23 protein-coding genes and 1 riboswitch are annotated in these 26,084 nt (G+C 41.1%); of the genes, 10 read left to right on the top strand and 13 right to left on the bottom strand.

Annotation, left to right across the window (positions count from 1 at the left end; translation table 11 throughout):
* Nucleotides 1-72: 72 nt before the first annotated feature.
* Both V7K67_RS09960 and hisIE read right to left on the bottom strand, forming a co-directional pair.
* Entirely contained in the window at nucleotides 73-216 is a 144-nt protein-coding gene (locus V7K67_RS09960; RefSeq protein ID WP_334731535.1) for a hypothetical protein, read from the bottom strand.
* 267 nt (nucleotides 217-483) lie between these two features.
* The gene (gene hisIE, locus V7K67_RS09955; RefSeq protein ID WP_334731536.1) at nucleotides 484-1,134 is read right to left on the bottom strand and encodes a bifunctional phosphoribosyl-AMP cyclohydrolase/phosphoribosyl-ATP diphosphatase HisIE; all 651 of its coding nucleotides are present in this window, start codon (nucleotides 1,132-1,134) and stop codon (nucleotides 484-486) included.
* A 300-nt stretch (nucleotides 1,135-1,434) separates the two neighbouring features.
* On the opposite strand from hisIE, the gene hemL reads away from it, so the two are divergent.
* The 4 genes from hemL (at nucleotide 1,435) to V7K67_RS09935 (ending at nucleotide 5,053) form a co-directional block, all read left to right on the top strand.
* Nucleotides 1,435-2,733 carry a glutamate-1-semialdehyde 2,1-aminomutase gene (gene hemL, locus V7K67_RS09950; RefSeq protein ID WP_334706124.1) on the top strand — a complete coding sequence of 433 codons (1,299 nt, stop codon included), beginning with the start codon at nucleotides 1,435-1,437 and terminating at the stop codon, nucleotides 2,731-2,733.
* Between the two features lie 561 nt (nucleotides 2,734-3,294).
* Entirely contained in the window at nucleotides 3,295-4,203 is a 909-nt protein-coding gene (locus V7K67_RS09945) for a polysaccharide deacetylase family protein (RefSeq protein ID WP_334731537.1), read from the top strand.
* Between the two features lie 129 nt (nucleotides 4,204-4,332).
* Entirely contained in the window at nucleotides 4,333-4,635 is a 303-nt protein-coding gene (locus V7K67_RS09940; RefSeq protein ID WP_334731538.1) for a hypothetical protein, read from the top strand.
* Between the two features lie 115 nt (nucleotides 4,636-4,750).
* Nucleotides 4,751-5,053, top strand: a complete 303-nt coding sequence (locus tag V7K67_RS09935) for a hypothetical protein (RefSeq protein WP_334731539.1) — start codon at nucleotides 4,751-4,753, stop codon at nucleotides 5,051-5,053.
* Between the two features lie 103 nt (nucleotides 5,054-5,156).
* On the opposite strand, the gene V7K67_RS09930 is transcribed toward V7K67_RS09935, so the two are convergent.
* Complete coding sequence (locus V7K67_RS09930) at nucleotides 5,157-6,014, bottom strand: fasciclin domain-containing protein (protein ID WP_335166336.1); 858 nt, start codon at nucleotides 6,012-6,014, stop codon at nucleotides 5,157-5,159.
* A gap of 649 nt (nucleotides 6,015-6,663) precedes the next feature.
* Here V7K67_RS09930 and V7K67_RS09925 point away from each other — a divergent pair.
* Together V7K67_RS09925 and V7K67_RS09920 are read left to right on the top strand one after the other, a co-directional pair.
* Nucleotides 6,664-7,458, top strand: coding sequence for a glutathione S-transferase family protein (locus V7K67_RS09925; RefSeq protein ID WP_334731541.1), 795 nt, complete (start codon nucleotides 6,664-6,666; stop codon nucleotides 7,456-7,458).
* A 148-nt stretch (nucleotides 7,459-7,606) separates the two neighbouring features.
* Nucleotides 7,607-9,337, top strand: coding sequence for an ATP-binding protein (locus tag V7K67_RS09920; RefSeq protein ID WP_335166344.1), 1,731 nt, complete (start codon nucleotides 7,607-7,609; stop codon nucleotides 9,335-9,337).
* An 18-nt stretch (nucleotides 9,338-9,355) separates the two neighbouring features.
* Here V7K67_RS09920 and V7K67_RS09915 read toward each other — a convergent pair whose 3' ends face one another.
* Nucleotides 9,356-9,484, bottom strand: a complete 129-nt coding sequence (locus tag V7K67_RS09915; protein WP_334731542.1) for a hypothetical protein — start codon at nucleotides 9,482-9,484, stop codon at nucleotides 9,356-9,358.
* Nucleotides 9,485-9,959: 475 nt separating this feature from the next.
* Here V7K67_RS09915 and V7K67_RS09910 point away from each other — a divergent pair, with 475 nt between their 5' ends.
* Entirely contained in the window at nucleotides 9,960-10,943 is a 984-nt protein-coding gene (locus tag V7K67_RS09910; RefSeq protein WP_334709869.1) for an RNA polymerase sigma factor, RpoD/SigA family, read from the top strand.
* 210 nt (nucleotides 10,944-11,153) lie between these two features.
* Here the strand turns inward: V7K67_RS09910 and V7K67_RS09905 are convergent, their stop codons facing one another.
* Together V7K67_RS09905 and V7K67_RS09900 are read right to left on the bottom strand one after the other, a co-directional pair.
* Nucleotides 11,154-12,230, bottom strand: coding sequence for an RNA-guided endonuclease InsQ/TnpB family protein (locus V7K67_RS09905; RefSeq protein ID WP_335166333.1), 1,077 nt, complete (start codon nucleotides 12,228-12,230; stop codon nucleotides 11,154-11,156).
* Between the two features lie 9 nt (nucleotides 12,231-12,239).
* Nucleotides 12,240-12,890, bottom strand: a complete 651-nt coding sequence (locus V7K67_RS09900) for an IS607 family transposase (RefSeq protein ID WP_335166331.1) — start codon at nucleotides 12,888-12,890, stop codon at nucleotides 12,240-12,242.
* A 108-nt stretch (nucleotides 12,891-12,998) separates the two neighbouring features.
* Nucleotides 12,999-13,083, top strand: a riboswitch (Fluoride riboswitch).
* Between the two features lie 95 nt (nucleotides 13,084-13,178).
* Here V7K67_RS09900 and V7K67_RS09895 point away from each other — a divergent pair.
* On the top strand, nucleotides 13,179-14,498 hold the full coding sequence (locus V7K67_RS09895; RefSeq protein WP_335166329.1) for a voltage-gated chloride channel family protein: 1,320 nt from the start codon (nucleotides 13,179-13,181) through the stop codon (nucleotides 14,496-14,498).
* An 11-nt stretch (nucleotides 14,499-14,509) separates the two neighbouring features.
* On the opposite strand, the gene V7K67_RS09890 is transcribed toward V7K67_RS09895, so the two are convergent.
* The 4 genes from V7K67_RS09890 to V7K67_RS09875 form a co-directional block, all read right to left on the bottom strand.
* The gene (locus tag V7K67_RS09890; RefSeq protein ID WP_334731544.1) at nucleotides 14,510-15,241 is read right to left on the bottom strand and encodes a Uma2 family endonuclease; all 732 of its coding nucleotides are present in this window, start codon (nucleotides 15,239-15,241) and stop codon (nucleotides 14,510-14,512) included.
* Nucleotides 15,242-15,389: 148 nt separating this feature from the next.
* Nucleotides 15,390-16,625, bottom strand: a complete 1,236-nt coding sequence (locus V7K67_RS09885; RefSeq protein ID WP_334731545.1) for an LL-diaminopimelate aminotransferase — start codon at nucleotides 16,623-16,625, stop codon at nucleotides 15,390-15,392.
* A gap of 346 nt (nucleotides 16,626-16,971) precedes the next feature.
* A complete protein-coding gene (locus tag V7K67_RS09880) occupies nucleotides 16,972-18,327 on the bottom strand; it encodes an NAD(P)/FAD-dependent oxidoreductase (RefSeq protein ID WP_335166327.1) in 1,356 nt (451 codons plus the stop codon).
* Nucleotides 18,328-18,561: 234 nt separating this feature from the next.
* Entirely contained in the window at nucleotides 18,562-19,488 is a 927-nt protein-coding gene (locus tag V7K67_RS09875) for a DUF4349 domain-containing protein (protein ID WP_334731547.1), read from the bottom strand.
* Nucleotides 19,489-19,752: 264 nt separating this feature from the next.
* Between V7K67_RS09875 and ilvC the strand changes: the two genes are divergently transcribed.
* Both ilvC and V7K67_RS09865 read left to right on the top strand, forming a co-directional pair.
* On the top strand, nucleotides 19,753-20,748 hold the full coding sequence (ilvC, locus tag V7K67_RS09870) for a ketol-acid reductoisomerase (protein ID WP_334709877.1): 996 nt from the start codon (nucleotides 19,753-19,755) through the stop codon (nucleotides 20,746-20,748).
* A 551-nt stretch (nucleotides 20,749-21,299) separates the two neighbouring features.
* Nucleotides 21,300-22,856 (top strand): glycine betaine ABC transporter substrate-binding protein, encoded by a 1,557-nt coding sequence (locus V7K67_RS09865; RefSeq protein WP_335166324.1) that lies wholly within the window; start codon nucleotides 21,300-21,302, stop codon nucleotides 22,854-22,856.
* On the opposite strand, the gene V7K67_RS09860 is transcribed toward V7K67_RS09865, so the two are convergent.
* The 3 genes from V7K67_RS09860 to ovoA are packed head-to-tail and all read right to left on the bottom strand — an operon-like array spanning nucleotide 22,851 to nucleotide 26,058.
* Nucleotides 22,851-24,209, bottom strand: a complete 1,359-nt coding sequence (locus V7K67_RS09860; protein WP_335166322.1) for a hypothetical protein — start codon at nucleotides 24,207-24,209, stop codon at nucleotides 22,851-22,853. The genes V7K67_RS09865 and V7K67_RS09860 overlap by 6 nt on opposite strands.
* Before the next feature lie 3 nt (nucleotides 24,210-24,212).
* Nucleotides 24,213-24,707, bottom strand: coding sequence for a DUF427 domain-containing protein (locus tag V7K67_RS09855; RefSeq protein ID WP_334731549.1), 495 nt, complete (start codon nucleotides 24,705-24,707; stop codon nucleotides 24,213-24,215).
* Nucleotides 24,708-24,726: 19 nt separating this feature from the next.
* On the bottom strand, nucleotides 24,727-26,058 hold the full coding sequence (gene ovoA, locus V7K67_RS09850) for a 5-histidylcysteine sulfoxide synthase (RefSeq protein WP_334731550.1): 1,332 nt from the start codon (nucleotides 26,056-26,058) through the stop codon (nucleotides 24,727-24,729).
* Between the last annotated feature and the right edge of the window lie 26 nt (nucleotides 26,059-26,084).

Below are 26,084 nucleotides of genomic sequence, written 5' to 3'. Positions count from 1 at the left end.
ACTCAATGGGTAATGAACAATCAGCACAAATCTTACCTGCTAGTTGACCTGTTTTCAGGTCTTCCAGGCTTTTTAGCTTACGGATAAGGCTTCTAGTGTTGAGCCATCAGCAATCCAAATTCGTTCAAAATTACAGAGTGCAAACTTAACGGTATCTGGTAGTGGTCGTTGAGTGCGTTGCTGCCAATTAAAATAAGATGACCGAAAACGACTCATGATACAGAGCAACTAAATTTATTTATGGAGAAGCAAAAAAATGTATAACAAGTGGCACAGTGAACTAGCGCTGTAGGCGACTGGTGAACCCGAAGGGCGCAAGAAATACGAAGTCCGTTTACAGGGCAACTAAATTTATTTTTGTTAGCGCAGCGTTAGCGAGTCTGCGTTCGCTTTTAGCGTATCGTAGAGAGCGTCATTTTGAATTCGGAGCGTTCGTTCGCCCTTGGCGTCTCGTAGAGAAGCGACGTGACTTGTTTTTTTGCTCTATTGACGACGTTCTTGGAGCTTGCGATATACCGATTTCAAATCAACTTGATGGTGAGCTAAGGCAACCAAAGTATGATATAGCAAATCGGCGACTTCACCTGCGATCGCATCTGCTTCATCATCCTTAAAAGCCATTACTACCTCAGCGGTTTCCTCACCAATCTTTTTCAAAATTTTGTTATCGCCACCAGCAAATAGTTTACAGGTATAAGAACTTTCAGTAGGATTGTCACGGCGATCGCATATTATTTGAAACAATTGCGACAATGTATCCCCTGGTGGTGCGGCAATTTCCCCTTCTATTTGGTGAAAACAACTGCGCTCTCCAGTATGGCAGGCAACATCTCCTAATTGCTCTACACCGATGAGCAGCGCATCACTATCACAGTCATAACGGATACTTTGCACCTTTTGAAGATGTCCCGAAGTTGCTCCCTTGTGCCATAATTCTTGTCGAGAACGGCTCCAAAACCAAGTTTCTTCAGTTTCTAAAGTCTTTTGTAACGAATCTTGATTCATCCACGCCATCATCAGGACAGTACCATCCAGATAGTCTTGGACAATTGCAGGCACTAGACCCCGCTCATCATAGCGAATTTGCTCTACCGGAATAGTGTAATGCAGCGATCGCGAATCCTTAGAAGACATACCGACTAGTTTGCTCTAATGAGAATAACTTATGGATTCACGATACCATTCACAATAGGGCAACTGGGATATTTTTTTGAATTTAACTATTTTATCTAGCTGTGATATACTCCCATACTGATGAAAGCATACAGTTTGCCGAAGATCCTGTTATGCCTGAAATCATCAAGTTTTGAATGAACTTGCATAACATATCGTTATTTTTTTGGTTCAGCTAATTCTATAGGATAGAAATTCTAAGCAGTGTTTGACCCTATTCTAGGATAGAGCTTTTTATTGCCCACTGTTAGGAGATGAACCTTGGTAAATACCACAATTAAAACAACAAAATCACAAGAAGTCTTTGCCGCTGCTCAAAACCTTATGCCTGGAGGAGTCAGTTCTCCAGTTCGTGCCTTTAAATCTGTGGGTGGACAACCCATCGTTTTTGATCGTGTTAAAGGCGCATATATTTGGGATGTAGATGGCAATCAATACATAGACTATGTAGGCACATGGGGCCCAGCTATTTGTGGCCATGCTCATCCAGAAGTCATTGCAGCGCTACATGAAGCCTTAGAAAAAGGTACCAGTTTCGGCGCTCCCTCAGTCCTAGAAAATGTTTTGGCAGAAATGGTCATCGATGCAGTTCCTAGTATCGAAATGGTCAGATTTGTCAACTCTGGAACTGAAGCCTGTATGGGAGTTTTGCGACTGATGCGGGCTTTCACCAACCGAGACAAAATCATCAAGTTTGAAGGCTGCTACCACGGACACGCCGATACGTTTCTAGTGAAGGCGGGTTCTGGGGTTGCCACACTTGGCTTACCAGACTCACCGGGAGTACCTAAAGCAGCAACTAGCACCACTCTAACCGCGCCTTTCAACGACCTAGAAGCCGTCAGAGCTTTGTTTGAAGAAAACCGCGACGAGATTGCCGGTGTCATTCTTGAGCCAGTCGTCGGCAATGCTGGATTTATTGCGCCTGATGCTGGCTTCTTAGAAGGATTACGGGAACTAACTCACGAATATGGAGCGTTATTGGTATTTGATGAAGTGATGACAGGCTTCCGCATTGCTTACGGTGGCGCTCAAGAAAAATTTGGCGTCACTCCCGATTTAACAACCTTAGGCAAGGTGATTGGTGGTGGTTTGCCAGTGGGAGCTTATGGTGGTCGTCGGGATATTATGTCAATGGTTGCTCCCGCCGGCCCCGTATATCAAGCGGGTACACTTTCAGGTAATCCTCTGGCAATGACTGCTGGCATTAAGACTTTAGAATTGTTGCAAAAGCCAGGTACTTACGAGTATCTTGACCGGATTACTAAAAAACTAGGAGACGGTTTGCTGCAAATTGCCAAAGAAAATGGTCATGCAGTTTGCGGCGGTCAAATCAGCGCCATGTTCGGCTTATTTTTTACTTCTGGCCCAGTTCATAACTACGAAGATGCGAAAAAGTCTGATACAGCCAAATTCGGACGCTTTCATCGCGGGATGTTAGAGCATGGTGTTTACTTAGCACCTTCTCAATTTGAAGCTGGGTTTACTTCTTTTGCTCACACCGAGGAGGATATTGATCAGACTTTAGCAGTCGCACGGGATGTAATATCGAGCCTGTAACCTGTTAAAGGATTTCCAAATAAAAAAGTATCCTGTAGCATTTTGTGGGGCAAGCAAGATGCCTGCCCCACAAAATAGATGATTTATTTGTAGAATTTTTAGCAGCAACTGGTATTAACTCATCTTGGACGGTCGGGGATCAAAAAAATTTTTTAACGGGTCTGCTCTGTGCCGTTATCACCTAAGGAAGGTCACATCTTCGTCATAATTTTGCAATGGCTTCGTCAATAGGATATGCAATATTTAACCTACATTAAATATATTCATGTTAAGAAGGCAAGATTAATTGCCTTTTACAGTTCTCGAAATTCCCCTCATCCCCATAGTCTACAAAAATTAACGCATAAGAAGGCTCTCACCTTCATAGCGAGGATTTTACTATTTTACTTATAGATATTAGATTATCCGTCGGGTAAGGCATTTTTTCAGAGTCAGGATTGGAGCTAACTTAAAAAAAACACCAATCATACTGTAGCTTGCGTAGCAAGGCTTACCAGAGTATAAAAAAATTGCCAGAATTCCTGTGAAAAAAGATGGTTCTACCCTTTAAGGAGCTATGAAGTGGAGGATAAAAAGTCATTTTTTGGTCTAAAAAAAATATTGGTTACATTGCTAGTCTTGAGTACTGGTTTGAGTGTTGGCACGATGATGTTTATCAAGTCAAACTCCTCTGAAGCTCAAAGTACAGACAATATAAATGTAAGCAATCTACCAAGCAAGGTTGTAACTCAGCAGCTGATTGAAGACCTAAAAGCGACCATGCTTAGAATTTGGCAGCAACAGGCACAAATAAAGAATCTCTCATATACTGTACCACTACGCTTTCAAGGGGAAGTAATTGAGGCGGCAAAACTTACTCCCGAACAGAAAGTAATTGCTCTCACCTTTGATGATGGGCCATGGCCTCAGAGTACCGCGCAAGTACTGGATATTCTTAAACAAAATCAGATCAAAGGGACATTTTTCCTCATTGGGCAAAATGTGAAGAATTATCCAAGCTTAGTAAAGCGGGAGATTGCTGAAGGTCACGTAATTGGCAATCATACTTGGCATCATTGGTATCAATTCTTGAATCCACAAGCAGCTGCTTATGAAATTGACCACACAGCAGACCTGATTTATCAATTGACAGGGATTAAAACAAATTTGTTTCGACCACCAGGGGGAATCATGCACAATGGGGTGGCTGCTTACGCGAGAAATAGCAAGTATGCCATCATTCTCTGGTCATCTGACTCTGTAGACTACTCGCGTCCGGCTGTACCAAAATTAATTCATAATGTATTCAGGCAGGCCAAACCAGGTGGAATTGTGCTGATGCATGATGGTGGTGGTAATCGCTCTAAAACTGTGCAAGCTTTACCAGAAATTATTGCTAACTTTCGGAAGCAGGGCTATAGCTTTGTTACTATCCCTGAACTCTTAGAAATGCAGGATAAAGAGATAAAGCGGATTGCAAACAAAAAGTAATTGTGATTTCGATTACATTAGCGGCTCTGTCAATCGCCGCTCGGTAACTAAAAACAAGTTGAATTTTTCTGACGATTTGTAGTTTTATTGATCTAAACTCAACTATGAGTTTTAGCACTCAGGGGAATCATGAATAAAATTGTAATGGCTTTGCTTTGCTGTTCTAGCTTTTCTGCCTTGTCGTTCTTAACTGTCAATCCAGCTTTTGCTAAACAGCTTTCTCCTCAGGATTTAACCTCTCCCAGGTTGAACTCGGAGCAGACGCAGACAGTTAATACATCTGTAACTAAAAAATCCCCCGAATTTTCATCAATTAACTCTACTCAATCACTCGAAGAGCTTGCTATACAGCAGTTTGGCTGTGACTGCCCCGCCTGTCAAGCTCGTGTAAGTCAGATGGTATTGCAAGGTAGTTTCCCTGAGCTTAAATAAAACTAGTGTGTGAAATGACATTACCACAGATATTCATATTGAGAATTTTTATGGCAATTTATAGTTTTTTCGTCTAAGCTCAACTTAAATATCTAGTCTACTACTGGTGTAAATCATGAATAAAATTGTTATGGCCTTGTTTTGTGGCTCAAGCTTTTTAGCTTTAACATTACTAACTGTCAATCCAGCTTTTGCGAAGAAGCTTTCTCCCGAAGATTTAGGAAATCCTACCTTAACACCCACTGACACACAGGCAGCTGCTGCACCCGTTTCACAAGAATATCCCCAATACCCATCAATAAGTGCTAACGAAAAAGTTAAACAGCTTGCCATGCAGATGTTTGGCTGCGCCTGCGCCAGCTGTCAAGCTAGAGCAAGTCAGATGATATTACAAGGCAGTCTGCCTATACCTCAGTGATTTCTCTTATTACAAAAAACCGTCCAAAATTAACATCTGAACGGGGTTTTTATTAATACCTTATCCAACCTAGTTATGTCCTCGGTGTACTGATATCAGAAAGCTACAAGTCAGGAGGCAAAATCACCTGATCAATTGCATGGATTACACCGTTGCTGGCTGTGATATCTGCCTGTGTTACTTTAGCATCATTGACAGTTACACCAGTAGCAGGATCAACCTTAACGTTGATTGTGCCGCCTTCAAGGCTTTTAACTTCACCAGACTTCAAATCAGTGGACAATACCTTACCAGATACTACATGGTAAGTTAGGATTTTGATCAATACTTCTTTGTTGTCTGGTTTTAACAATTCTTGTAAAGCATCTGGTGGCAATTTAGCAAAAGCTGCATCAGTGGGTGCAAAAATAGTTAAGTTATCTTTGCCTTGCAAGGCTCCGGTCAATCCTGCTGCTTTCAAAGCCTTGGTTAAGGTGGTAAAGGAAGCGTTGGACTCTGCTAAAGCTAACAAGTTTTTGCCTTGATTGTCGCTTGCTCCTGGTCCTGGTGGAGTTTTAGTAGGTGTCCCAGTCGATGGTACTTTTGTTGGTGGTGTGGTAGGTTGACTTTCTGGGGTAGTACTTGGGGTAGTGGGTACAGCTTCAGTAGGTGTAGCACCACCACGGTTATAGGGAGGCTCGTTGAAAATACTTGGTTTGGGATTTAGCGTCCCACCACTTGTTTGTGCTACTGGTTTGAGTTTGGTATTGCCCTTTTCTGTTTCAGAAGCGGTCTCGCTAGGTGTGTATTGAGCGTCTGCTTGAAGGCGTTGACCCTGATTATATGGGGCTTCTTTAAAAATACCGGGGTTAGGATTTAGTGCCGATTTTGCATCAGATGGTAAACTAATGAGAAAGTTGAAACTAGTAAATCCGGCTATGCCTGCCAAGGTGGTCAGCAATTTGCTGTAATTTGTCTTCATAAATTTTGTTTGTCTTTTTGTCCACACATTACATAAAGATTTATAACATTTTGCTATGCACAAAATCTAACCGAAGCGGGAAGTTAAAATTTTTTCCAAGAAGATTTTTTTGTGCTGGTGAGGTAAAATGTCTAACTTTGACTGACGCTGACAAGTATGCAATATATTTAGCATATATTCAATATAAATTGAGCAAATTTTCTCCATCACACCAAAAAGAGTTAAAAACCCCGCAGGTGTAGCATAAATTCTAAGAATGTGTGAAAAGTCGCAAAGTATAATAAAAATCCCACTTCCATTCCTCTCGCCGAAAGATCGAGAGGCTTTGAAACTCCTATTAACTTGTACATACAGCAGGGAATAGGGAATAGGGAACAGAGTTTAAAGTCTCTTGTTATATGGCTTTTTTATGAAATTTTGTACCTCATTTACCTGAAATCTGCTGTATATACCAAATTCAATGATTTAGTAAATCAGAAAACAACATAACAATATTTTTAAAATCAATAACCTTACCAAAAAGCAAGCATCAGTTAAACCAGAATGTCAATTAAATAGACAACTCGGCAACTAATGCCAATAAAAATTACTTAAAGTAAAGATACAATTGTAAAGCTAAGAAGTTGACCAGTTACAAGGTATCCAACAGATGCTGGAATTATACCAATGGGAACTCTCTCAATACTCAGAGAAAGTGCGCCTAATTCTAGATTTTAAAGGACTAGATTACCGCAAAATAGAGGTGACACCGGGGATTGGACAGGTAGAACTGTTCCGGCTGACTGGTCAAAGACAAGTCCCGGTATTAAAGGATCGTAATAAATATATTGCGGATTCTACCGAGATAGCTAAGTATTTAGACTTAGAGTATCCCGATCGCCCGATAATACCGCAAGATCCTAAACAACGGGGTTTAACTTTATTAATAGAAGAATGGGCGGATGAGTCCATCGGCATTAAAGGTCGCAAAGCACTATTTGCGGCTATAAGTCAAGATCAAAATTTCCGTAAGTCTTTATTACCCACTTCAACACCAGATATATTTAAAAGTCTGGTTGGAGGAGTACCTAGTGATTTTCTGACACTGTTCGGTTTTGGCGTTGGTTACAGTCCAGATGTGATACAGTCAGCGATCGCATCTTTAAAACAAGATTTGGAAGCCTTGACGTTATTATTGGCAGATAGTCCCTATTTAACAGGAGATGAGCCGACTCTAGCTGACTTAGCGGTGGCTGGCTTATCGATATTGCTCAAGTTCCCCCCTGGCCCCTATCTGGATTTACCAGCTTCTATCAGAGGAAAAGGATTGCCAATTTTTGCCGAGAATATAGATTATGAACCATTCTTTACCTGGCGCGATCGCCTTTACACTCAATTCCGCAAACCTTTAATCAGCAGCACTTCAGCAACAGGGGGTGCGCCAACTTCGATTCAGATTGATTAGGTAATCGGGCATGGGGCATTGGGCATGGGGCATGGGGTATGGGACAAAAAGACAAAAAGACAAGGAACAGAGATAACCAATTACCAATTACCAATGCCCAATGCCCAATGCCCAATGCCCAATGCCCAAATAACAAATGACTAATCAGATGAATTCGGTACAGCCATTAGGTTCGGTCATTCAAGGTTCTTTAACTGAAGGTTTAGAAGTACGATTGCATCCTGACATTTCTGTAGAAGATATGCGGGTAGGTAAATTTCTCGTTGTGCAAGGGATGCGATCGCGTTTTTTTTGTATGCTGACAGATGTCGCATTGGGAGCTGCTAATGCCCGAATTATTGCTAATCCCCCCAGTTGGGAAGACACTTTTTTACGAGATGTTTTAGCCGGAAGTGGTACTTACGGTACTATCAACCTCGCGCCGATGTTGATGTTTACTCCCGAATCTGAAGAATCTTTCTCCCCAACAAATGGTAAATCGGCAAATCCCTTTATCCCGTCGATGACGGGTTTGGCTTCATTTGTGCCACAAACCAGCACGACGATGGAATTGTTGCCTGTTAAAACTATTCCTAGCCACTTTAGTCAAGTTTACGAAGCCAGTGTTGACGATTTTCGTCGGGTATTTGGTTGGGAAGATGACCCCCAAAGGCGCAACTTTTCCATAGGCAAACCTCTGGATATGGATGTGCCCGTTTGTATCGACTTAAACCGCTTTGTGGAACGGAGTAATGGGGTCTTTGGGAAATCTGGTACTGGTAAATCCTTTCTCACACGGCTACTTTTAGCTGGCATTATCCGTAAAAATGCGGCAGTAAATTTGATTTTTGATATGCACTCGGAGTATGGCTGGGAAGCCGTTGCAGAAGGTAAAAACGTCAATACTGTTAAAGGCTTAAAGCAACTTTTTCCTAGTAAAGTAGAAGTTTACACCCTTGACCCAGAATCGACCAAGCGTCGTGGTGTGCGTGATGCTCAAGAACTTTATTTGAGCTATGAGCAAATAGAAGTTGAAGATATTAAGTTATGTAGCCGAGATTTAGGACTCTCTGATGCAGCATTAGATAACGCTAATATTTTGTACAGCGAATTTGGCAAGTCTTGGATTGTCCAGCTGTTAAATATGACCAACGAAGAAATCGAGATGTTCTGCGACGAGAAGCGCGGACACAAAGGCTCGATTATGGCATTGCAGCGCAAACTCTTGCGGATGGATAGCTTGAAGTATATGCGAGCAGTTTGCCCCCAGAATTACATTAGTAAAATTGTGCAATGCCTGGAATCTGGGAAGAATGTTGTGATAGAATTTGGTTCCCAGTCTAATATGCTCTCTTATATGTTGGTGACGAATATGATCACCAGGCGTATTCACGAGCATTACGTCAAGAAAGCAGATAAATTTCTGCAAAGCAAAAATCCTAGCGATCGCCCCACGCCATTGATGATTACCATTGAAGAGGCGCATCGTTTTTTAGACCCGGCTGTGGTACAAAGTACCATCTTTGGGACTATTGCCCGCGAACTGCGTAAGTATTTTGTCACACTTTTGGTAGTTGATCAACGTCCATCAGGCATAGATAATGAAGTTATGTCCCAGATTGGGACTCGCATTACCGCTTTGCTGAATGATGAAAAAGACATTGACGCAATTTTTACAGGTGTATCTGGTGGTAGTGGACTGCGATCGGTGTTGGCAAAGCTAGACTCGAAACAACAAGCCTTAATTTTGGGCCACGCCGTTCCTATGCCGGTAGTAGTACGTACCCGACCTTACGACGCAACCTTTTACGAAGAAATTGGTGAACCAGCCTGGGAAGAAAAACCTGATGCAGAAGTATTCGCCGCTGCTGAACTAGCCAAAGCCGACCTGGGATTTTAGATAGTCATTGGTCATTGGTCATTGGGCAATAATTAATAGTTCTTCTTCCCCATCTCCCCAATCCCTAGTCCCCAATCCCCAGTCCCCAATCCCCAGTCCCCAATCCCCAATCCCCAGTCCCCAGTCCCCATGCCCAATTCGTAACATCCCTCCATTGTCACAGCCAATTCAGTTCGGTTATCCGGCTAGTTTTTGGCAACAGAAGAGGGGTTTTTGGCGTCACTATAGATATAGTAAGTAATTTCAAGGAAGTTTAAAATTTTTCTCTAACTACCGCTTTTGAATTATAATTCTAGGCTTTATCTTAAGATAGTTTACTATCTGCCTGATTTGTCGTACTATAAAGTTAAGTAGAACTCATACCGACTTCGGATTTGCCTATTGGTATTAGTAACAGCCCAAAACAAAAATTCTCAAAAACAACTAGCGTGCTTATAAAAGATTAAAAATTTAGGGAAGTAGGGGAACCTATCATTGGGAGCTTACCGTCATAACAACGGCTATATCAACTGATTAATTGCTTTTGGTAGCTCCCGATATTTCGTGATAGATGTACTACTTTTTCCAGGCATCTTAGTAAGAAAATATACATTATATTTACGGAGTAGAGGACATCGCACCAATGCCTACTATCAATACCCAAACAGAAAACCTCAATACCAAATTCACGGCTGATATGGTGCGAACCTATCTGCGAGAAATTGGTCGTGTACCACTGCTAACCCGCGAACAAGAAATTGTCTTTGGGAAGCAGGTACAGCAAATGATGACGCTGATCGACGCCAAGGAAGCTTTGGCGAAGAAACTGCAACGCGAACCGAATATGTCAGAGTGGGCTGATCACGTTCAACAATCGGAAACCGAGGTACAGCAAACGGTCGCGCAAGGTAAGCGGGCAAAGCAAAAAATGATCGAAGCGAATTTGCGCTTGGTCGTTGCTATTGCCAAAAAATATCAAAAGCGGAATATGGAGTTTCTGGATTTAATTCAGGAAGGAACACTAGGATTAGAGCGGGGTGTAGAGAAATTTGACCCAATGAGGGGTTATAAGTTCTCGACTTATGCTTACTGGTGGATTCGCCAAGCAATTACCCGCGCGATCGCTCAACAAGGTCGTACCATACGCTTACCGATTCATATTACCGAGAAACTGAACAAAATCAAAAAAGTCCAACGCGAGTTAGCTCAAACCTTGGGGCGATCGCCGACTCCAGCCGAAATTGCCAAAGCACTAGAACTAGAACCTGCTCAGATTCGCGAGTACCTAAATATGGCTCGTCAACCAGTGTCTTTGGATGTGCGAGTTGGTGAGAACCAGGATACCGAGTTGCAAGAAATGCTCGAAGATGATGGCCCATCACCAGAGTATTACACCAACCAGGAATTCTTACGCCAAGACTTGAACAACCTGCTAGCGGAACTAACTCCGCAACAGCGAGAAGTTGTAGCCCTGCGCTTTGGTTTAGAAGATGGTAATGAAATGTCATTGGCGAAAGTGGGTGAGAGATTGAGTCTCAGCCGTGAACGCGTCCGTCAGTTAGAGCATCAAGCTTTAGCTCATCTGCGTCGCCGTCGTGCCAATGTCAAAGAATACGTTGCTAGTTAAAACTAGAGACGCGGAATTTCGCGTCTCTACACCACCTTGGTGATGCGCCTCCTGAATTCAGGGGGCGATTTTTTTGCTGAAAACTTAACAGGCGATCGCTTGAAGCTTTGGTATAAAATTGGTACAACTGCTATATAAATCCTAGACAAGTCTAGATATTTACTTCTTACTTCAACGGGAGCATGGGAGCGGTTATCCCTCAGTAAGCTTTCACGATGAAGCCAACCGTGATAAATTAATTGCCGCGTTCAAATCCCTGTCCATCGAATGACCACAACTTCCACAGTTGTAAGTTCTTTCTTTGAGAGGCATATCTTGAATATATCCACAATTAGAACAGGTTTTACTAGAAGGGAACCAACGGCTAGCAATGATGATTTCACAACCGAACTTTTTAGCCTTATATTCCAACTGGCGTTTCAACTCATGGTAACCGCAATCAGCAATGACTTGGGCTAATTTATGGTTAGTTAGCATCCCAGAAACGTTCAAATCTTCTACTACTATTTTTGCGTGGTTTTTGCATAAGAAAGTAGTGATTTGGTGGATCGTATCTTTTCTGAGATTAGCTACCCTAGCATGATGTTTGGCGAGTTGGATTTTAGCTTTATATCTGTTCTTAGACCCAAAACTTTTTCTAGCAAACCGAATAGATAGTCTTCTGAGTTTTTCTAGATTAGTTTTGTAGTGTTTGGGATTAGGAAACACCACCCCAGTAGAGAGCGTAGCCAGTTCCTTGACCCCTAAATCGACTCCCACAACATCGTGCGGCTTAACAGTCGGAACGCGATCTTGCTCGTAAGCCAAAGCAATAAACCAACTATCAGCAGTGCGTGATATTGTGATTGATTTACAGGTTGTGTGGGGTAAACCTTCGTAAGTTCTTACCCAACCAATCGTAGGCAGTTTTACTGATTTACCACCGACTGGGATGGGTTTTCCACTAGCATCTATAGTAAAAGAATCGTGGTGTCCTTTCTTTTTGAAGTTAGGATAACCACCAATACCCGAGAAGAATCTAGAGAAAGAGTCACCTAAATTATCGAAAGCGTATTGGGTGATTTTTTGACAAATACCCGTTTCCTTAATCCATGTAAATTCCGGTTTTACGTGGTTGTTAAAGAATTTTTTCAGGATATATTTGTTAGGCTTTAATCCAGATGAGTAAAGATTATTCCAAGTAGCCAAACCCCAGTTATATGTAAACCTCGCAATGCCTGCGTGTTTACACATAATTACTTCTTGGTTTTTACTCAGTTTCAACTTTGTTTTGATGGATAAAAGCATTGCTCGACCTCAACACTGGATTTCTTTCTTGTCAAATTTTTTCATAGACTGGGTAGGATTGTCAATAGTTTTTTTAAGATGATCCTTTATTTCTTTAGAGTAGTTACGCAATCCGTATAGACGGCAGGAAAAGCAATGGATAATAGCCATCAAATCTTCAACTAATTCTTGCTGTGGGGATAGTGATTCCTGGTTTGCAACTACAATCTCACAGCCAACAGAAGTAGCTAATTCCTGAATAAATTCAAAAGCAAAACGGCACATTCTATCTTTATGGGCTACGACAATTGTCGAAATCTCGCCTTTAAGCATGGACATCATGATTGACAAGAATTTCTTCCTTTTGAAATTCAACCCTCCCCCTATTTCCGATACCCAATCATCAACGGCTAAACCACGATTCAGACAAAAAGTCTCCATCGCTATGACTTGATTTTTGAGTTCAGGCTTTTGACCACTGGAAGATACGCGGCAGTAAACAATAACCTTTCGCTTTTCCTCAATTGGTTTTAACCCTTGCGCTATCAATAAATCATCTTCGGTGTAGAAACGATGCCCTGACAAAGTTCTTTTAGCTGGGAGCTTTCCGGCAGCATCCCATCTTTGTAGGGTTTTGACCGATACTCCAATCTTAGGAGCAAATTCATGAGGCTTAAACATATACACCCACAGTTTTGTCTATGAGTGTATATATTTGTCTATTTATTTGTCAACTAAGTGAGCGCTCCATAACCATTGACCTACAGCAAAAATGGTACTATTAAGTGAACTATTAACGGCGATGGAGCTCGCCAAAACCGCCTTTCCAACACGATAAACTTTCAATTGGAAGGCTGATGGCTCCTACTTTCCTTGCTAACTGCGGGAGAGTAGGGCTTGGCTAAATGCATTACCTGACTCTCCTGTAGAAAGTATTTGTCTACAAATCGCACTTCAAGGAGTCATGGTATGAAACACTTTCGTCAGTTTGAACCATTTATTGCGTTACCTCATCTAATTAAGTGGTTGCCCATCTCTTTTGTGGTCGGCATTCTTGCTGGAACTGCCTCTGCGGCTCTTTTAGCATCATTAGAATGGGCAACTGATTGGCGAGAATCGCATCGGTGGATTATCGCCTTGCTTCCCCTTGGCGGCTTCTTAAGTGGTTGGATTTATCATCAATTTGGTCGGACTGTAGAAGCAGGAAATAACCTTTTACTTGAAGAAATTCATAACCCCAAAAATATTATTCCCTTCCGTATGGCTCCTCTAGTTTTACTAGGAACAGACCTTACCCATTTTTTTGGTGGTTCAGCCGGTCGTGAAGGTACAGCATTACAAATGGGTGCTTCTTTGGCAGACCAGTTAACTAAAATATTGCATTTTAAAGGGGCTAATCGGCGAATTTTGTTAACAGCAGGTATCAGTGGAGGATTCGCTTCCGTTTTCGGTACTCCCTTAGCTGGAACAGTATTTGGTCTAGAAGTTTTAGCCATTGGTAAAATTCATTACGATGCTCTTTTTCCTTCTTTAATTGCCGCGATCGTTGGAAATCAAGTCACCTTACTATTAGGTTTACATCATACAGCATACCGACACGCTCCCTCTATACCGACGCTCACAATTTGGGGATTGATTTCTGCCATTATCGCAGGTGCAATTTTTGGAATTGTCGCAAGATTTTTTGCTAAAATAACTCACCAAATTAGTCACTTCTTTAAAGCAAAAATATCTTATCCTCCAATGCGTCCTTTTATAGGTGGTGCGATGATAGCAGCAATTGTTGGGTTGAGTGGTACAACTAAATACATTGGGCTTGGTATCCCTACTATTGTTGATTCTTTTTTCACTCAGCTACCTCCTTGGGATTTTGCAGCCAAATTGGGCTTGACTGCTTTAACTTTAGGAGCCGGTTTTAAGGGTGGGGAAGTGACCCCTTTGTTTTTTATTGGTGCAACTTTAGGTAATGCTTTATCGTTGCTTTTAGCATTACCTGCACCACTTTTAGCAGGAATGGGATTTGTAGGTGTGTTTGCGGGTGCAGCAAATACACCTTTGGCATCAACCTTAATGGGAATTGAACTATTTGGTCTGGAATCGGGGGTATTTATTGGTCTTGGCTGTATAGTGAGCTATTTATTTTCAGGCCATTCAGGAATTTACTCATCACAGCGTATTGGGTTGAGTAAATACTCTGCTGTATATTTAGAAGAAGGGGTGACTTTGGCTAATTATGGACGAGAAAAAATTGAGCCAAAAGTTGATTTACCTGATGATGGCGAAGAATGAGGAAGTAATTCTCAGAAATAATTTATTGATGCAATTAATGGATATACAATCGGGAGCGTTCTTGTATAAAGTAAGAGGTTGTTTGAAAAGTCTAAATTATTACTTGCCCTGGCGGCTTCCAATTCTTCCAAAGCTTGAAAACTTCCTACTTGCCAACTACGTTCCACAGCAGCAGGAATAATTTGAGTAATAGCTATATTTTCAAAATTAGGACTGGTGTTAGATTTTATATATTTACCCTCTTTCAGCAAATAAATAGAAAGACTCCCGCTATCGTAAACCCATAATTCTGGGACTCCAATGGCTTCATAAGCATCGAGAGTAGTTTTTGATGTGACATCAGTCTCAATTGCTAAATCTGGCGGCGGATCATCAGATTGTAAGCGGCGATGACCAATCATTTGTTGATAATTTTGAATATAAAAGCAAGCATCAGGTTCAACTCCTGCTAAACCTTGCCGTTTAAAGGTCGTAGAACCAAAAGGTTGGTATCTGATATCTTTAGCCTTGAGCAATATTTTGACAATATCAGAAATTAAATCTTTGGGAATTTCATGTTCTGGTAAAGGAGCCATAATTTCTAAAGTACCCTGGCTGTAGGCAATTCGTGTATTTCTTTTGTCTCCCAATTCTTGTAAAATAGATTCAAATTCTTCCCAGCTAACATCAGGAATAGTCACCGTGCTACCAGGTGCTAACTGCATCTGGCTAACAGCTTTGAAAACGGGGATAGCAGCAGTCACATCGCTTCGCTCCAATTCAAAATGACGCTCGCAGACTCGCTAACGCTGCGCTAACAAAATTCAAAATTCAAAATCTATCAGGTTGCGGTGGATATACAGCCCACCGTAACCTTTAGACTAATAGAATGAGTTTAACAAAAGCGATCGCCTACACTTTAAACTTCTCTGCAATCCGTTTCATCGCCTCTTCAACATTCTCCCGGCTGTTAAACGCCGAAATGCGGAAGTAACCCTCACCCGCAGCACCAAAGCCAGAACCAGGGGTTCCGACAACGTTGACAGTTTGCAGCAATTTATCGAAGAATTCCCAACTGGATAAACCATTAGGCGTTTTTATCCAGACGTAAGGTGCATTCACGCCTCCATACACTGCTAATCCGGCGGCTGTGAGTTTCTCGCGGATAATTTTGGCGTTTTCTAGATAGAAACTCACCAATCCTTTGATTTGCGCTTGTCCTTCTTCGGAGTAAACCGCTTCGGCTCCACGTTGGATGATATAAGAAACGCCGTTGAATTTGGTAGACTGGCGACGATTCCAAAGTTTCCATAGTTCAACATCAGAACCATCGGCGGCTTTTGCTGTGAGTGTCTTTGGTACAACAGTTAACGCGCAACGGGTTCCTGTAAAGCCTGCGTTCTTGGAGAAAGACCGAAATTCGATCGCAACTTCTCTTGCACCTTCAATTTCATAAATTGAGTGAGGAATCGCTGGATCGGTAATGTAAGCTTCGTAGGCTGCATCAAAGAAAATAATCGAGTTATTAGCTTTGGCATAGTCTACCCAAGCTTTGAGATATTCCTTGGTAGCAGTTGCGCCAGTGGGGTTATTGGGAAAGCAGAGATAAATTAAATCGACTTTCTTTGCGGGAATCTCGGCGGTGAAGTTGTTATCAGCCGTAATTGGTAGATAAACTAAACCCTCAAATTCGCCTTGATCGTTGGCATCCCCAGTATTTCCCACCATAACGTTAGTGTCTACATACACGGGGTAAACTGGGTCGGTAACAGCAATTATGTTGTCATGACCAAAGATTTCTAGAATATTGCCTGTGTCGCACTTGGAACCATCGGAGATAAAGATTTCCGAAGCATCTATATCGGCTCCCCGCGCTTGGAAATCTTGAGTAGCAATTTTTTCCCGCAACCAAGCGTAGCCTTGCTCTGGGCCGTAGCCTTTGAAGGTATTGCGATCGCCCATTTCTTCTACAGCTTTAATCATCGCTGTGCGGCAAGCCTCTGGCAGCGGTTCGGTAACATCACCAATGCCCAGGCGGATGACTTTAGCACCAGGATTGGCTTCTGCAAAGGCATTCACCCGTCGAGCAATTTCTGGAAACAGATAACCCGCTTTCAGTTTCAGGTAGTTGTTGTTAATAGTTGCCATTATGTAGATTATGAAAAACGCCCTCAAATAGCTTACTGCTAATTTATGAGGGCGGGGAGTGGGGAAGAGGCAGGGGAGCAGGGGGCAGGGGGCAAGGGGGAGAACATTGGTGTCAACTTAACGTGAAACCGCTCGTCCGCCGGGAATTGAAATTCCCGTCTCATAGCTAAAGTCATCTGAAGATGACTAAATATTGCCAAAAATCTCCAGTCTACTTCAGTAGACTTAAGCTATTAGCCCGAAAATTTATTTCCGGGCGGGTATGGAAGCCAACAGATAAGCTATTTCAAGCTTAAGTTGACACCTATGGGGGGAGAATAACTAATAACTAATGACTAATGACTAATTAGACATTTATCGGCTGTTTATTCTCGGCTGAATAACTGTTGCGATCGCTAATTCCAAACTGCGTGATTGATTCTTGACCTGTAATTAATCTTGCTCCGCGATTACGGGTGAAATAGTTCCACGCCCACTGAATCATTACTACTAATTTGTTGTTAAATTCAATTAAGAAGTAGATGTGAATCACCAGCCAAAACAGCCATGCAAAGAAACCTTTCAGCTTGATAAAACCCAAATCTACCACGGCAGAATTGTGCCCAATCATCGCTAAACTACCATGATCGGTATAAGCAAAGGGTGGCAAATTTTTACCTGCAAGCCGCTGTTTAATTAATGCTGCTACATATTCACCTTCTTGCTTGGCTACAGGTGCAACACCAGGTAGCGGTTTACCATTTTGATGAGAAAAATTTGCTAAGTCGCCAACTACAAAAATGTTGGGATGTCCCTTAATACTTAAGTCAGGTTCAACGATAATCCGTCCAGCGCGATCGCATTCCGCACCTGTGTGTTCTGCTAGTACTTTTCCCATTGCGGAAGCTTTCACACCTGCTGCCCATAATACTGTTTTTGAGGCAATTTCTTTAACTTCATCGCCTTGTTTGAGGGTAACAACATCATTTTCAATATTTGTTACCAGTGTTTTTGTCTGGACAACCACCCCCAAGCGCGTCAGGGATGCTTCCGCTTCTTGTGATAACTCTGGCGCAAAGGGTGGCAAAATCCGATCCAGCCCTTCTAATAGCAAAATCTTGGCTTCTGAGGTGTCGATGTTGCGGAAATCTTCTTTGAGAGTTTGGTTTGCTAATTCTGCGATCGCACCCGCTAACTCTACACCAGTTGGTCCACCACCCACAATTACAAAAGTTAACCAAGCACGGCGTTTTTCTGGATCGGTTTCATTTTCTGCGGCTTCAAACGCCGAAAAAATCCGGCTACGCATTTCTATGGCATCTTCTACAGTTTTCAAGCCTGGGGCGAATTCTTCCCAGTTATCTTTGCCAAAGTAGGAATGCTTTGCACCTGTGGCGACAATTAACGTATCGTAAGCTATTGCTTCGTTGCCCACAGTCACGTGTTTGGCTTCTGGATCGATATTATTCACCTCTCCCAGCAGCACTTTCGTATTCTTGCTCTTGCTGAGGACAGAACGCAACGGTGAGGAGATATCAGCGGGAGATAGGGCACCTGTGGCGACTTGATATAAAAGGGGTTGAAATAGATGAAAGTTACGTTTATCAATCAGAGTAACGTTTACTGCCGCCTTGGCGAGTGTTTTTGCTGCATAAAGTCCACCAAAACCACCGCCAACAATAATTACTTGATGGGGTGGATTATTGTCAAGTGAATTTACCATAAGAAATATTATCGTGTATGCCGACTATTGTAACTATTCTTAACAAATTTGTATCAAAAATGTCATCACATATTTTGTATTGCTCTTTACATTTGAAAAAGTATTAAAGTGATTAAGGCTACAGGATAAACAAAACTTTTCAAGAGAAAGATTCAGACTATTAGTGCTGGGAATATTTGAATCCCTCTTTGCTTGTATAGATTTATCAAAGGTAGATGTAGGGTTTATGCAAGTTCACTCAGAAGTAGTTGATTCTGGTGTCTGTGTTAGACGTGGTGAATGAGTTCGCCGCCAACGGCTAAAGCCATAGATGAGAGCAACAAAAATTAACAAATAGGGACTGTAAACAATTAACCAAATACCCAGTTTGAGTAAGCCAATGGAAAATGCACTCAAAGAATGGGTAGACTTCTTCCAAGTTTCCTGAACTTGCAAACCGAAGGCAGGTTGGGGACTGGTGCTAGAAACTGCTGCTTCTAGGTTCAGCGTAATAGTGGAATAAGCAACTTGATTTTTGAGGTTTTTCAGTTGGGCATCAATTTGTTCTATGGTTTCTCGGACATTACTCAGTTCTTGGGAAACACTAAGCACATCTCTAATAGAACCTGCCCGATCCATAATTTTTTGCAAATTGGCTTCAGTTTTTTGCAAATTAGTTAATCTAGCTTGGAAATCCACCAAGCGATCGCCCACATCTTCGGCAGTGATATTACGACTCTCGACAGTGCCCAATTTAGCTAGTTGTTCTAAGGTAGATTCCAGCAGGTTCTCTGGTATTCGCAATTGTATGGTTGCTGTGTAACGCGGGTTGTCGTTTTTGGGTTGTTGTTGTTTCAACCCGATTAAATCCCCTTGCTGCTTATTGATAATTTGCGAAACAGCATCAATAGTTTGATCTACAGAGTTGACAGTCAAAGAGATTGCTGCCTTTTTGATGAGTTGGGGACGAGAACGAGTAATTGGTGCAGCTTCCGCCTTTTGGGAAATACTGCTTTCACTAGCAGGTGCAGATGCTAGATTTGCCGCGCCATCGGCTGCAATTTGAGGTAAAGCCCGATTTATTGACCGTTCGGAAGAGGCGCAACTGGTGAAAATTACCCCTCCCAATAACGCACTTAAAAATAAAGCAGATGTGCGCGGTAATTTAGTCGAAGTATACATAATCTACCCCCAGATGGATGAAGTTAACCCCAGTATTGCCGAAGTAAAACTCAAAGCCTGTATTGTTGCGATTTATGTAACAGCATTGGGCATTGGGCAATAATTAATAGTTCTTCTTCCCCTGCTTCCTCATCTCCCCAATCCCCAATCCCCAGTTCAAAGAGATAAATTCAATGCTTGACAGTTCATCTGTGGTTACTCAATTTGAGGTAAAATCATAAGTCTGCCAATTAATGACAATGCTTGCTGACAGGAGATGCTTCTATGGCCCGGATGTATTATGACGAAGATGCCAATTTAGACCTTTTGGCTGGAAAAACTATTGCTATCATCGGCTATGGTTCCCAAGGTCATGCCCACGCTCTCAATCTCAAAGATAGTGGTTTGAATGTGATTGTGGGACTATATCCGGGTAGTAAGTCAGTCGCAAAAGCTGAAGCAGCTGGTTTAACTGTGAAAAATGTTGCCGATGCTGCTAATGCTGCTGACTTTATCATGATTTTGTTACCTGATGAAGTCCAAAAAACGATTTACAAAAACGAGATTGAACCCAATCTAGAAGAAGGAAATGTGTTAGCCTTTGCCCACGGTTTCAATATTCACTTTGGGCAAGTTGTACCACCAGCTAACGTAGATGTGGTGATGGTAGCACCCAAAGGGCCGGGGCATTTGGTACGCCGGACTTATGAAAGTGGTGAAGGTGTACCAGCGCTGTTTGCAGTTTATCAAGATGCCAGTGGTCAGGCACGCGATCGCGCCATGTCTTATGCCAAAGGTATCGGTGGTACTCGCGCTGGTGTTCTCGAAACTACTTTCCGTGAAGAAACCGAAACAGATTTATTTGGCGAACAAGCTGTATTGTGCGGTGGTTTAAGCGCTTTAATCAAAGCTGGATTTGAAACTTTGGTAGAAGCTGGTTATCAACCGGAATTGGCTTATTTTGAATGTCTGCATGAAGTAAAGCTGATTGTTGACTTGGTTGTAGAAGGTGGTTTAGCCAAAATGCGCGACAGCATTTCTAATACCGCTGAATATGGCGATTATACCCGTGGCCCGCGGATTGTCACCGAACAAACCAAAGCTGAAATGCAGAAGATTCTTAGCGAAATTCAATCTGGGCAATTTGCACGAGAATTCGTTCTCGAAAACCAAGCTGGTAAACCAGGATTTACCGCCTTGCGTCGCAAAGAAGCTGAACACAAAATTGAGGAAGTTGGTAAAGATTTACGCGCGATGTTTAGCTGGTTGAAAAAGGCTTAAGAAAATAATGTAGAGACGCGTGAGCGTAGCGAGACCAAGCCCAGTCCAATTTCGCGTCTCTTGTAGAGACCTCTTGCAAAAGTCCCTAACACCCCACCCCCAACACCTCCCCAAGGCATCGGCTACGGTGTACACACAAGTCTGAAATAGCTTGGAATTTGGGTTTGAACTCTGGTTTTACCCCACCCTAACCCTCCCCTTATAAAGGGGAGGGAAAGAGATTTAATACTTTTTTATAATCCTCGTTGAGGAATTTAATATAAGCAAAATTAAAAGGGAACAGGGAACGGGCAACAGGCAACAGGGAAATCCCCATAATTAAAATCAGGGGATTTGTACAAGGACACATTGAAACATCGTGGCTGACGCCATCTCGTTTCAAATATTTTTATCTCTTTTCATAAATAAATTTAGGGGCTTTAAACCCTGTATTCGGGGCTAATTTTTTTTCTGTTCCCTGTTAAGAGTTCCCTGTTAAGAGTTCCCGCCCCGAGGGGGCTTGGTAATAAATATATGTGGTTAAAATAACTGAATCGTATTGGGAGATAACCTTGTTTTTCAACCGATATGTCCTAGAAATTCTCCTCCGCACCGGAGAACATTTGATATTAGTTGTAATTGCGATGGTGGCGGCGATCGCCATCGGCATTCCTTTAGGCATTTTCATCACTCGCCAGCCGAAACTAGCCCAACCTATTATCGGTCTAACTAACGCTATTCAAACTACTCCCAGTTTAGCTATATTTGGCTTTCTTATTTCTGTGCCATTTATCGGAGGAATTGGCAAAATTCCTGCTATCGTTGCCTTAATTCTCTATGCTTTGCTCCCAGTCATTCGCAACACTTATATTGGCATTAATAGTGTCGATCCGGCGATTCGAGAGGCTGGACGGGGAATGGGAATGACAGATAGTCAATTGCTGTTTCAAGTAGAAATTCCCCTAGCTTTAGGTGTGATTTTAGCCGGAGTTAGGGTAGCTACAGTGATTTCTGTGGGAATTGCTACCATTGCAGCGGCCATCGGTGGCGGTGGGTTGGGGGTGTTTATTTTTCGGGGGATTTCTACGCTTAACAATCAGCTGATTCTAGCTGGAGCAATACCCGCAGCTTTGATCGCATTAAGTGCAGATTTGCTCTTCGGATGGTTAGAAAAAAATCTGACACAGCAAATAGAAAAAAATTTCAAAATTAATCGTAAATTCGTCGTTTATTTGAGCATATTAACATTACTTGTTGGGGGATTAATTGCCTTAACCTATTGGCTAACACCCTCAACAATTGTGATTGGCTCTAAAAATTTCACTGAACAAGTTATTCTCGGAGAATTATTGGCTCAACAAATTGAAGCACATACTAAATTAAGGGTTGATAGACGCTTAAATTTAGGCGGAACTTTTATCTGTCATGAAGCTGTAAAAACAGGTCAAATTGCTGGCTATGTAGAATATACTGGAACAAGTTTTACATCTATCTTAAAACAGAAACCTATCAGTAATCCTCAATTTGTCTATGAAAAAGTTAAACAAGACTACGATCATAAATTTAAATTAGAAGTCATGCAGCCTTTGGGATTTAATAATACCTATGCTATGATTATTCGAGGCACAGATGCCAAACGTCTGCAAATCAAAACTCTTTCAGAAGCAGCTAAATATACTCCCCAATGGCGAGCAGGATTTGGGTATGAATTTATCGCACGAGAAGATGGCTATCTAGGTTTAGCTAAGACTTATGGCTTAAAGTTTGCCAATCCTCCTCAACAAATGGAGCTAGGATTGATGTACAAATCCTTAGCAGAAAATAAAGTAGATATAATCGCAGCCAATTCTACTGATGGGTTGATTCCGGTTCTAAATTTAGTCATTTTAGAAGATGACAAAAAATACTTTCCTCCATATCAACCTGTCCCGATCTTCAATCAAGCAACACTGAAAAAATATCCAGAGTTACGAGTAGCCATTAGTCAAATAGCTGGTTTAATTTCAACTGAAGAAATTCAAAAGATGAATTATCAGGTGGACAATCAATCTCGACCTGTTGAACAAGTTGTCCATGAGTTTATTGAGTCTAAACCTCAACTATCATCTAAGTCTGAAAGACAATTATAACTGCCCTTTAATCTGGTTAAATAACAAATCGGGAATAGAGTGTTCTGTTTCATAAACATAATTATATTTTTGCTCTATTTTTTGCCAATCAATAGTAGTGTCTGATAAGATTTCTTGAGCAAACATATCCAAGGCTTTACCCGATAAATTTTTCTCTAAACATTTTTTCATCATCAAACGGCTTTCATCGATTTCGCCAATACATTCAAAAGGTGTATGCTGCGACAAGCCTAGCATTTCTCGAAAAATAGGTAGTAAATCTCGATCGTCAAACAAATTTGATTGAAAAACTGCATCAACAATATCCGGTTTGAAAAAAGCCATTAAACCCACCCAAACATAAGCACATTTTGGGCATTTTTTACACCAAGGTTTTTTAATATTACAGGAATGAATTTTGGGTAGAACTTCAGGATATCTGCTAAAGTTTTGAAAGATGCGAAAGTCGTAGATCGGTTGTAAAAGGCTGAAATATTTAAAATTAGATAAAATATTTTCTTGAATAAATTGGTCTAAAATTTTTTCTGCTACCAAACCTTTGCCCCATTGATGGTTAACTTCTCTTCCTAACTCCTCCCAGAATAAATTTCCAGTATTTGCGCTTTTCTCATGAGCGAGAGATAAGTAATTATATCCACCATCCAACATTAAAAATAGTGATTCAAAGATGGAAACTGGAGTTTCTGGTACCGTAATTCCTGAATTTTCGGGAAAATACAGTTGGAGAAAGGGAAAATCAATAAAGTCATCGTAAATCGAGATTTTATAGCTTTTAACTGGATGAAGGTGTTCTAAGACTCCAGAAATGAAGTTATGCTGAATATCGGCTTTACCATAAATACTATGAGAATATTGCATTGAGGCAAAAGCAATACCTGATTCTTCTAACATCTGCATGGCGAGAAAACTATCTTTACCTCCGCCACAACTAGCCAGGATGGTAGAATTATCTCCTAATATGGGAACAGGGTTATTTGCTCCTAAACTAGACTGTGAATAGATAATTTCTGGTTGCGGATAATTGGTAACGTTATTTTCATACCAATGTTGAGCAAATACACCTTGGTATATTTTGACAAATAAATCCAAGACAGGCTGTGCTAAACTTTCAGCAATTATAGAAACATCATAGTATTTGGGAAACAATGAACATAATTTCATGCCTTCAAATAAGGCAATATGGGCAGCAATGCGTTCTATTAATTGTTGAGAATATTTTTCTATCAGTGCTGAGAAAGATATTTCATGAAAGAAAACTTTTGTTGAAAATCTGAATTTATCTGCACTGTATATTATTTCTAAATGATGTTCATGAATTGTTAAACCATCTATTTTGATTACTGCAATTTTCATCAATTACCACCCTTTCGTTCCCACTTCACCTTTAAATGGGCCAACAATGTCAGTAGTAATCCATCCCCCATAAAAGTCACCTAGTTGCGGTGTCACTAGCTCATCATTGACATAGCAAGCGTCCATAAAACCAGCATAAAAGCCATAGTATTCTTGTATTGGCAAAAAGTTTGGTGTAGGATCAAAATATCGCCAAGCACCATGATTTATATACTTATCATCGACGCTGACATCATAATATTGACACCAGCCTTTCCATTCACACCAAGTTTTTTTAGGTGTTGCGATCAAATGTTCTAGCTTAATGTCTTCGGGAGGGAAGTAATACACAGGAGGATGGCTAGTTTCTAAGACTCTTTTACCTCTGTTAGTTTCTGCTAAAACAATAGCATTACAAATCACCCGAAGCTGCTTATTTGTATCTTCTAAAATAGCCGGACGTGGGTAATTCCAAACTGATTCTTGACCAGTTTTTGGTGGTATTGGATTTGGTCTCATAGTTAATAATTTGCTCCAATTAGATATCTCGAACAATCCGAAAACCCGCATGTTGATAAAAATTGGGACGAAACCAGTTGCGGTAATATTTTAAAGCTTCTGTACCATTAGTTATCCAACATCCTCCTAACATCATATAATGTTTGGTATCGAAAAAGATAGCAGAATTATCTTCATAGAGAAAATGAGGCTGATATCCTGATAAGGAATTTAAATTATTATTCAACCATTCCCAAACATTCCCACGCAAATCGTACAATCCAGAATAACTTTTGGCTGTTTCTAACATACCGACGGGACTAGGTGAGCCGAATTTTAAATTGAGATTGTAATTTTCTATATTATCTAATAAACTACCACCGTAAGTTGCTAAATGGTATTCTGATTCACTCATTAAGCGAGTATTTTTCCCTTGCCAACGGCAATAAGCCATTGCTTCATAATGATTGACTTCTACAGGCCAATCCAAGGGTAAGTCAATTTCATCAAACATGGCTCTATATTTAGAATTACCATTTTCTGGTATCCAAAATTTGGGATATTTGATATTATTTTCAGTTTTCCAACGCCAAGATTCTTCATCCCAATAAGTTTTATTTTCATAACCACCAGCTTTGATAAAATAGATAAATTCGCCATTGGTAATTAGATATTTACTAGCGAAAAAAGGTGCAACTTCAACAGTGCGATCGCCATAATCAATATCCCATCCATAGGTTGAATCATCAAAGGCTTTTCCGAGTTTTACTACCCCACCAGCAACTTCGATCATTTCGTTCTGGGGAGTATAACCATTAAAAGGGGCATATTGCCAGTTTTGGGGACGTTTCACTCTCTCAATTGGCAGTTGGCGAATTAACATTGAAGAAGTTTCAATGTGAATACGCTGATGTTCTATCCCCATCATTAAAGCCCAAAGAGGATGATTGGGATGAATTGGCAGAGTAATTGGGGTGGTTTTAATTAGTTCAGAAATTACAGAATATGCTTGTTCTCGATACTCCCAAGTCTGTGCTACTTGCGGCCATTGCAGATGAGCGATCGCTTCATTCAACTGCTCTGGTATTTCTGGATCAACTCCAATTTCAAACAGAATTTCATACTCTGGATTGAGGCGTTTTTCTAACAATCCCACCCGAATTAATTTATTGATGTAGAAAACAGCCGAATGTCCCAGATAAAAAATTAGTGGATTTCTCAAAGGGTCGGGATTGAGATAAAATGTCTCTTCCCCAACCAGACTTTTCAATAACACATCTTCCATCTGCCAAGCATTCTGAAAGTAATCGAGGATAACTTGATTATTGCAACTATCAAGTTTTGGCGGATAAGTAGAGTAAAAACTATTCATATTGTCACTTAAATTGATATTTACAA

The sequence above is a fragment of the Nostoc sp. genome (genome assembly GCF_036917155.1).
Taxonomy (GTDB): domain Bacteria; phylum Cyanobacteriota; class Cyanobacteriia; order Cyanobacteriales; family Nostocaceae; genus Nostoc.
Note: the sequence above shows the minus strand (reverse complement) of the source record. Positions and strands in the feature narration are given on the sequence as shown.

Coding starts and splice junctions, on each gene's coding strand:
- V7K67_RS09875 (WP_334731547.1), bottom strand. CDS start 19,488: ATGTATACTTCGACTAAATTACCGCGCACATCTGCTTTATTTTTAAGT.
- V7K67_RS09935 (WP_334731539.1), top strand. CDS start 4,751: ATGAATAAAATTGTTATGGCCTTGTTTTGTGGCTCAAGCTTTTTAGCT.
- V7K67_RS09885 (WP_334731545.1), bottom strand. CDS start 16,625: ATGGCAACTATTAACAACAACTACCTGAAACTGAAAGCGGGTTATCTG.
- V7K67_RS09940 (WP_334731538.1), top strand. CDS start 4,333: ATGAATAAAATTGTAATGGCTTTGCTTTGCTGTTCTAGCTTTTCTGCC.
- V7K67_RS09900 (WP_335166331.1), bottom strand. CDS start 12,890: ATGTTTAAGCCTCATGAATTTGCTCCTAAGATTGGAGTATCGGTCAAA.
- V7K67_RS09925 (WP_334731541.1), top strand. CDS start 6,664: ATGCTGGAATTATACCAATGGGAACTCTCTCAATACTCAGAGAAAGTG.
- V7K67_RS09905 (WP_335166333.1), bottom strand. CDS start 12,230: ATGCTTTTATCCATCAAAACAAAGTTGAAACTGAGTAAAAACCAAGAA.
- V7K67_RS09910 (WP_334709869.1), top strand. CDS start 9,960: ATGCCTACTATCAATACCCAAACAGAAAACCTCAATACCAAATTCACG.
- V7K67_RS09855 (WP_334731549.1), bottom strand. CDS start 24,707: ATGAGACCAAATCCAATACCACCAAAAACTGGTCAAGAATCAGTTTGG.
- hisIE (WP_334731536.1), bottom strand. CDS start 1,134: ATGTCTTCTAAGGATTCGCGATCGCTGCATTACACTATTCCGGTAGAG.
- V7K67_RS09895 (WP_335166329.1), top strand. CDS start 13,179: ATGAAACACTTTCGTCAGTTTGAACCATTTATTGCGTTACCTCATCTA.
- V7K67_RS09930 (WP_335166336.1), bottom strand. CDS start 6,014: ATGAAGACAAATTACAGCAAATTGCTGACCACCTTGGCAGGCATAGCC.
- ovoA (WP_334731550.1), bottom strand. CDS start 26,058: ATGAATAGTTTTTACTCTACTTATCCGCCAAAACTTGATAGTTGCAAT.
- V7K67_RS09960 (WP_334731535.1), bottom strand. CDS start 216: ATGAGTCGTTTTCGGTCATCTTATTTTAATTGGCAGCAACGCACTCAA.
- V7K67_RS09920 (WP_335166344.1), top strand. CDS start 7,607: ATGAATTCGGTACAGCCATTAGGTTCGGTCATTCAAGGTTCTTTAACT.
- V7K67_RS09880 (WP_335166327.1), bottom strand. CDS start 18,327: ATGGTAAATTCACTTGACAATAATCCACCCCATCAAGTAATTATTGTT.
- ilvC (WP_334709877.1), top strand. CDS start 19,753: ATGGCCCGGATGTATTATGACGAAGATGCCAATTTAGACCTTTTGGCT.
- V7K67_RS09860 (WP_335166322.1), bottom strand. CDS start 24,209: ATGAAAATTGCAGTAATCAAAATAGATGGTTTAACAATTCATGAACAT.
- V7K67_RS09915 (WP_334731542.1), bottom strand. CDS start 9,484: ATGTTACGAATTGGGCATGGGGACTGGGGACTGGGGATTGGGGATTGG.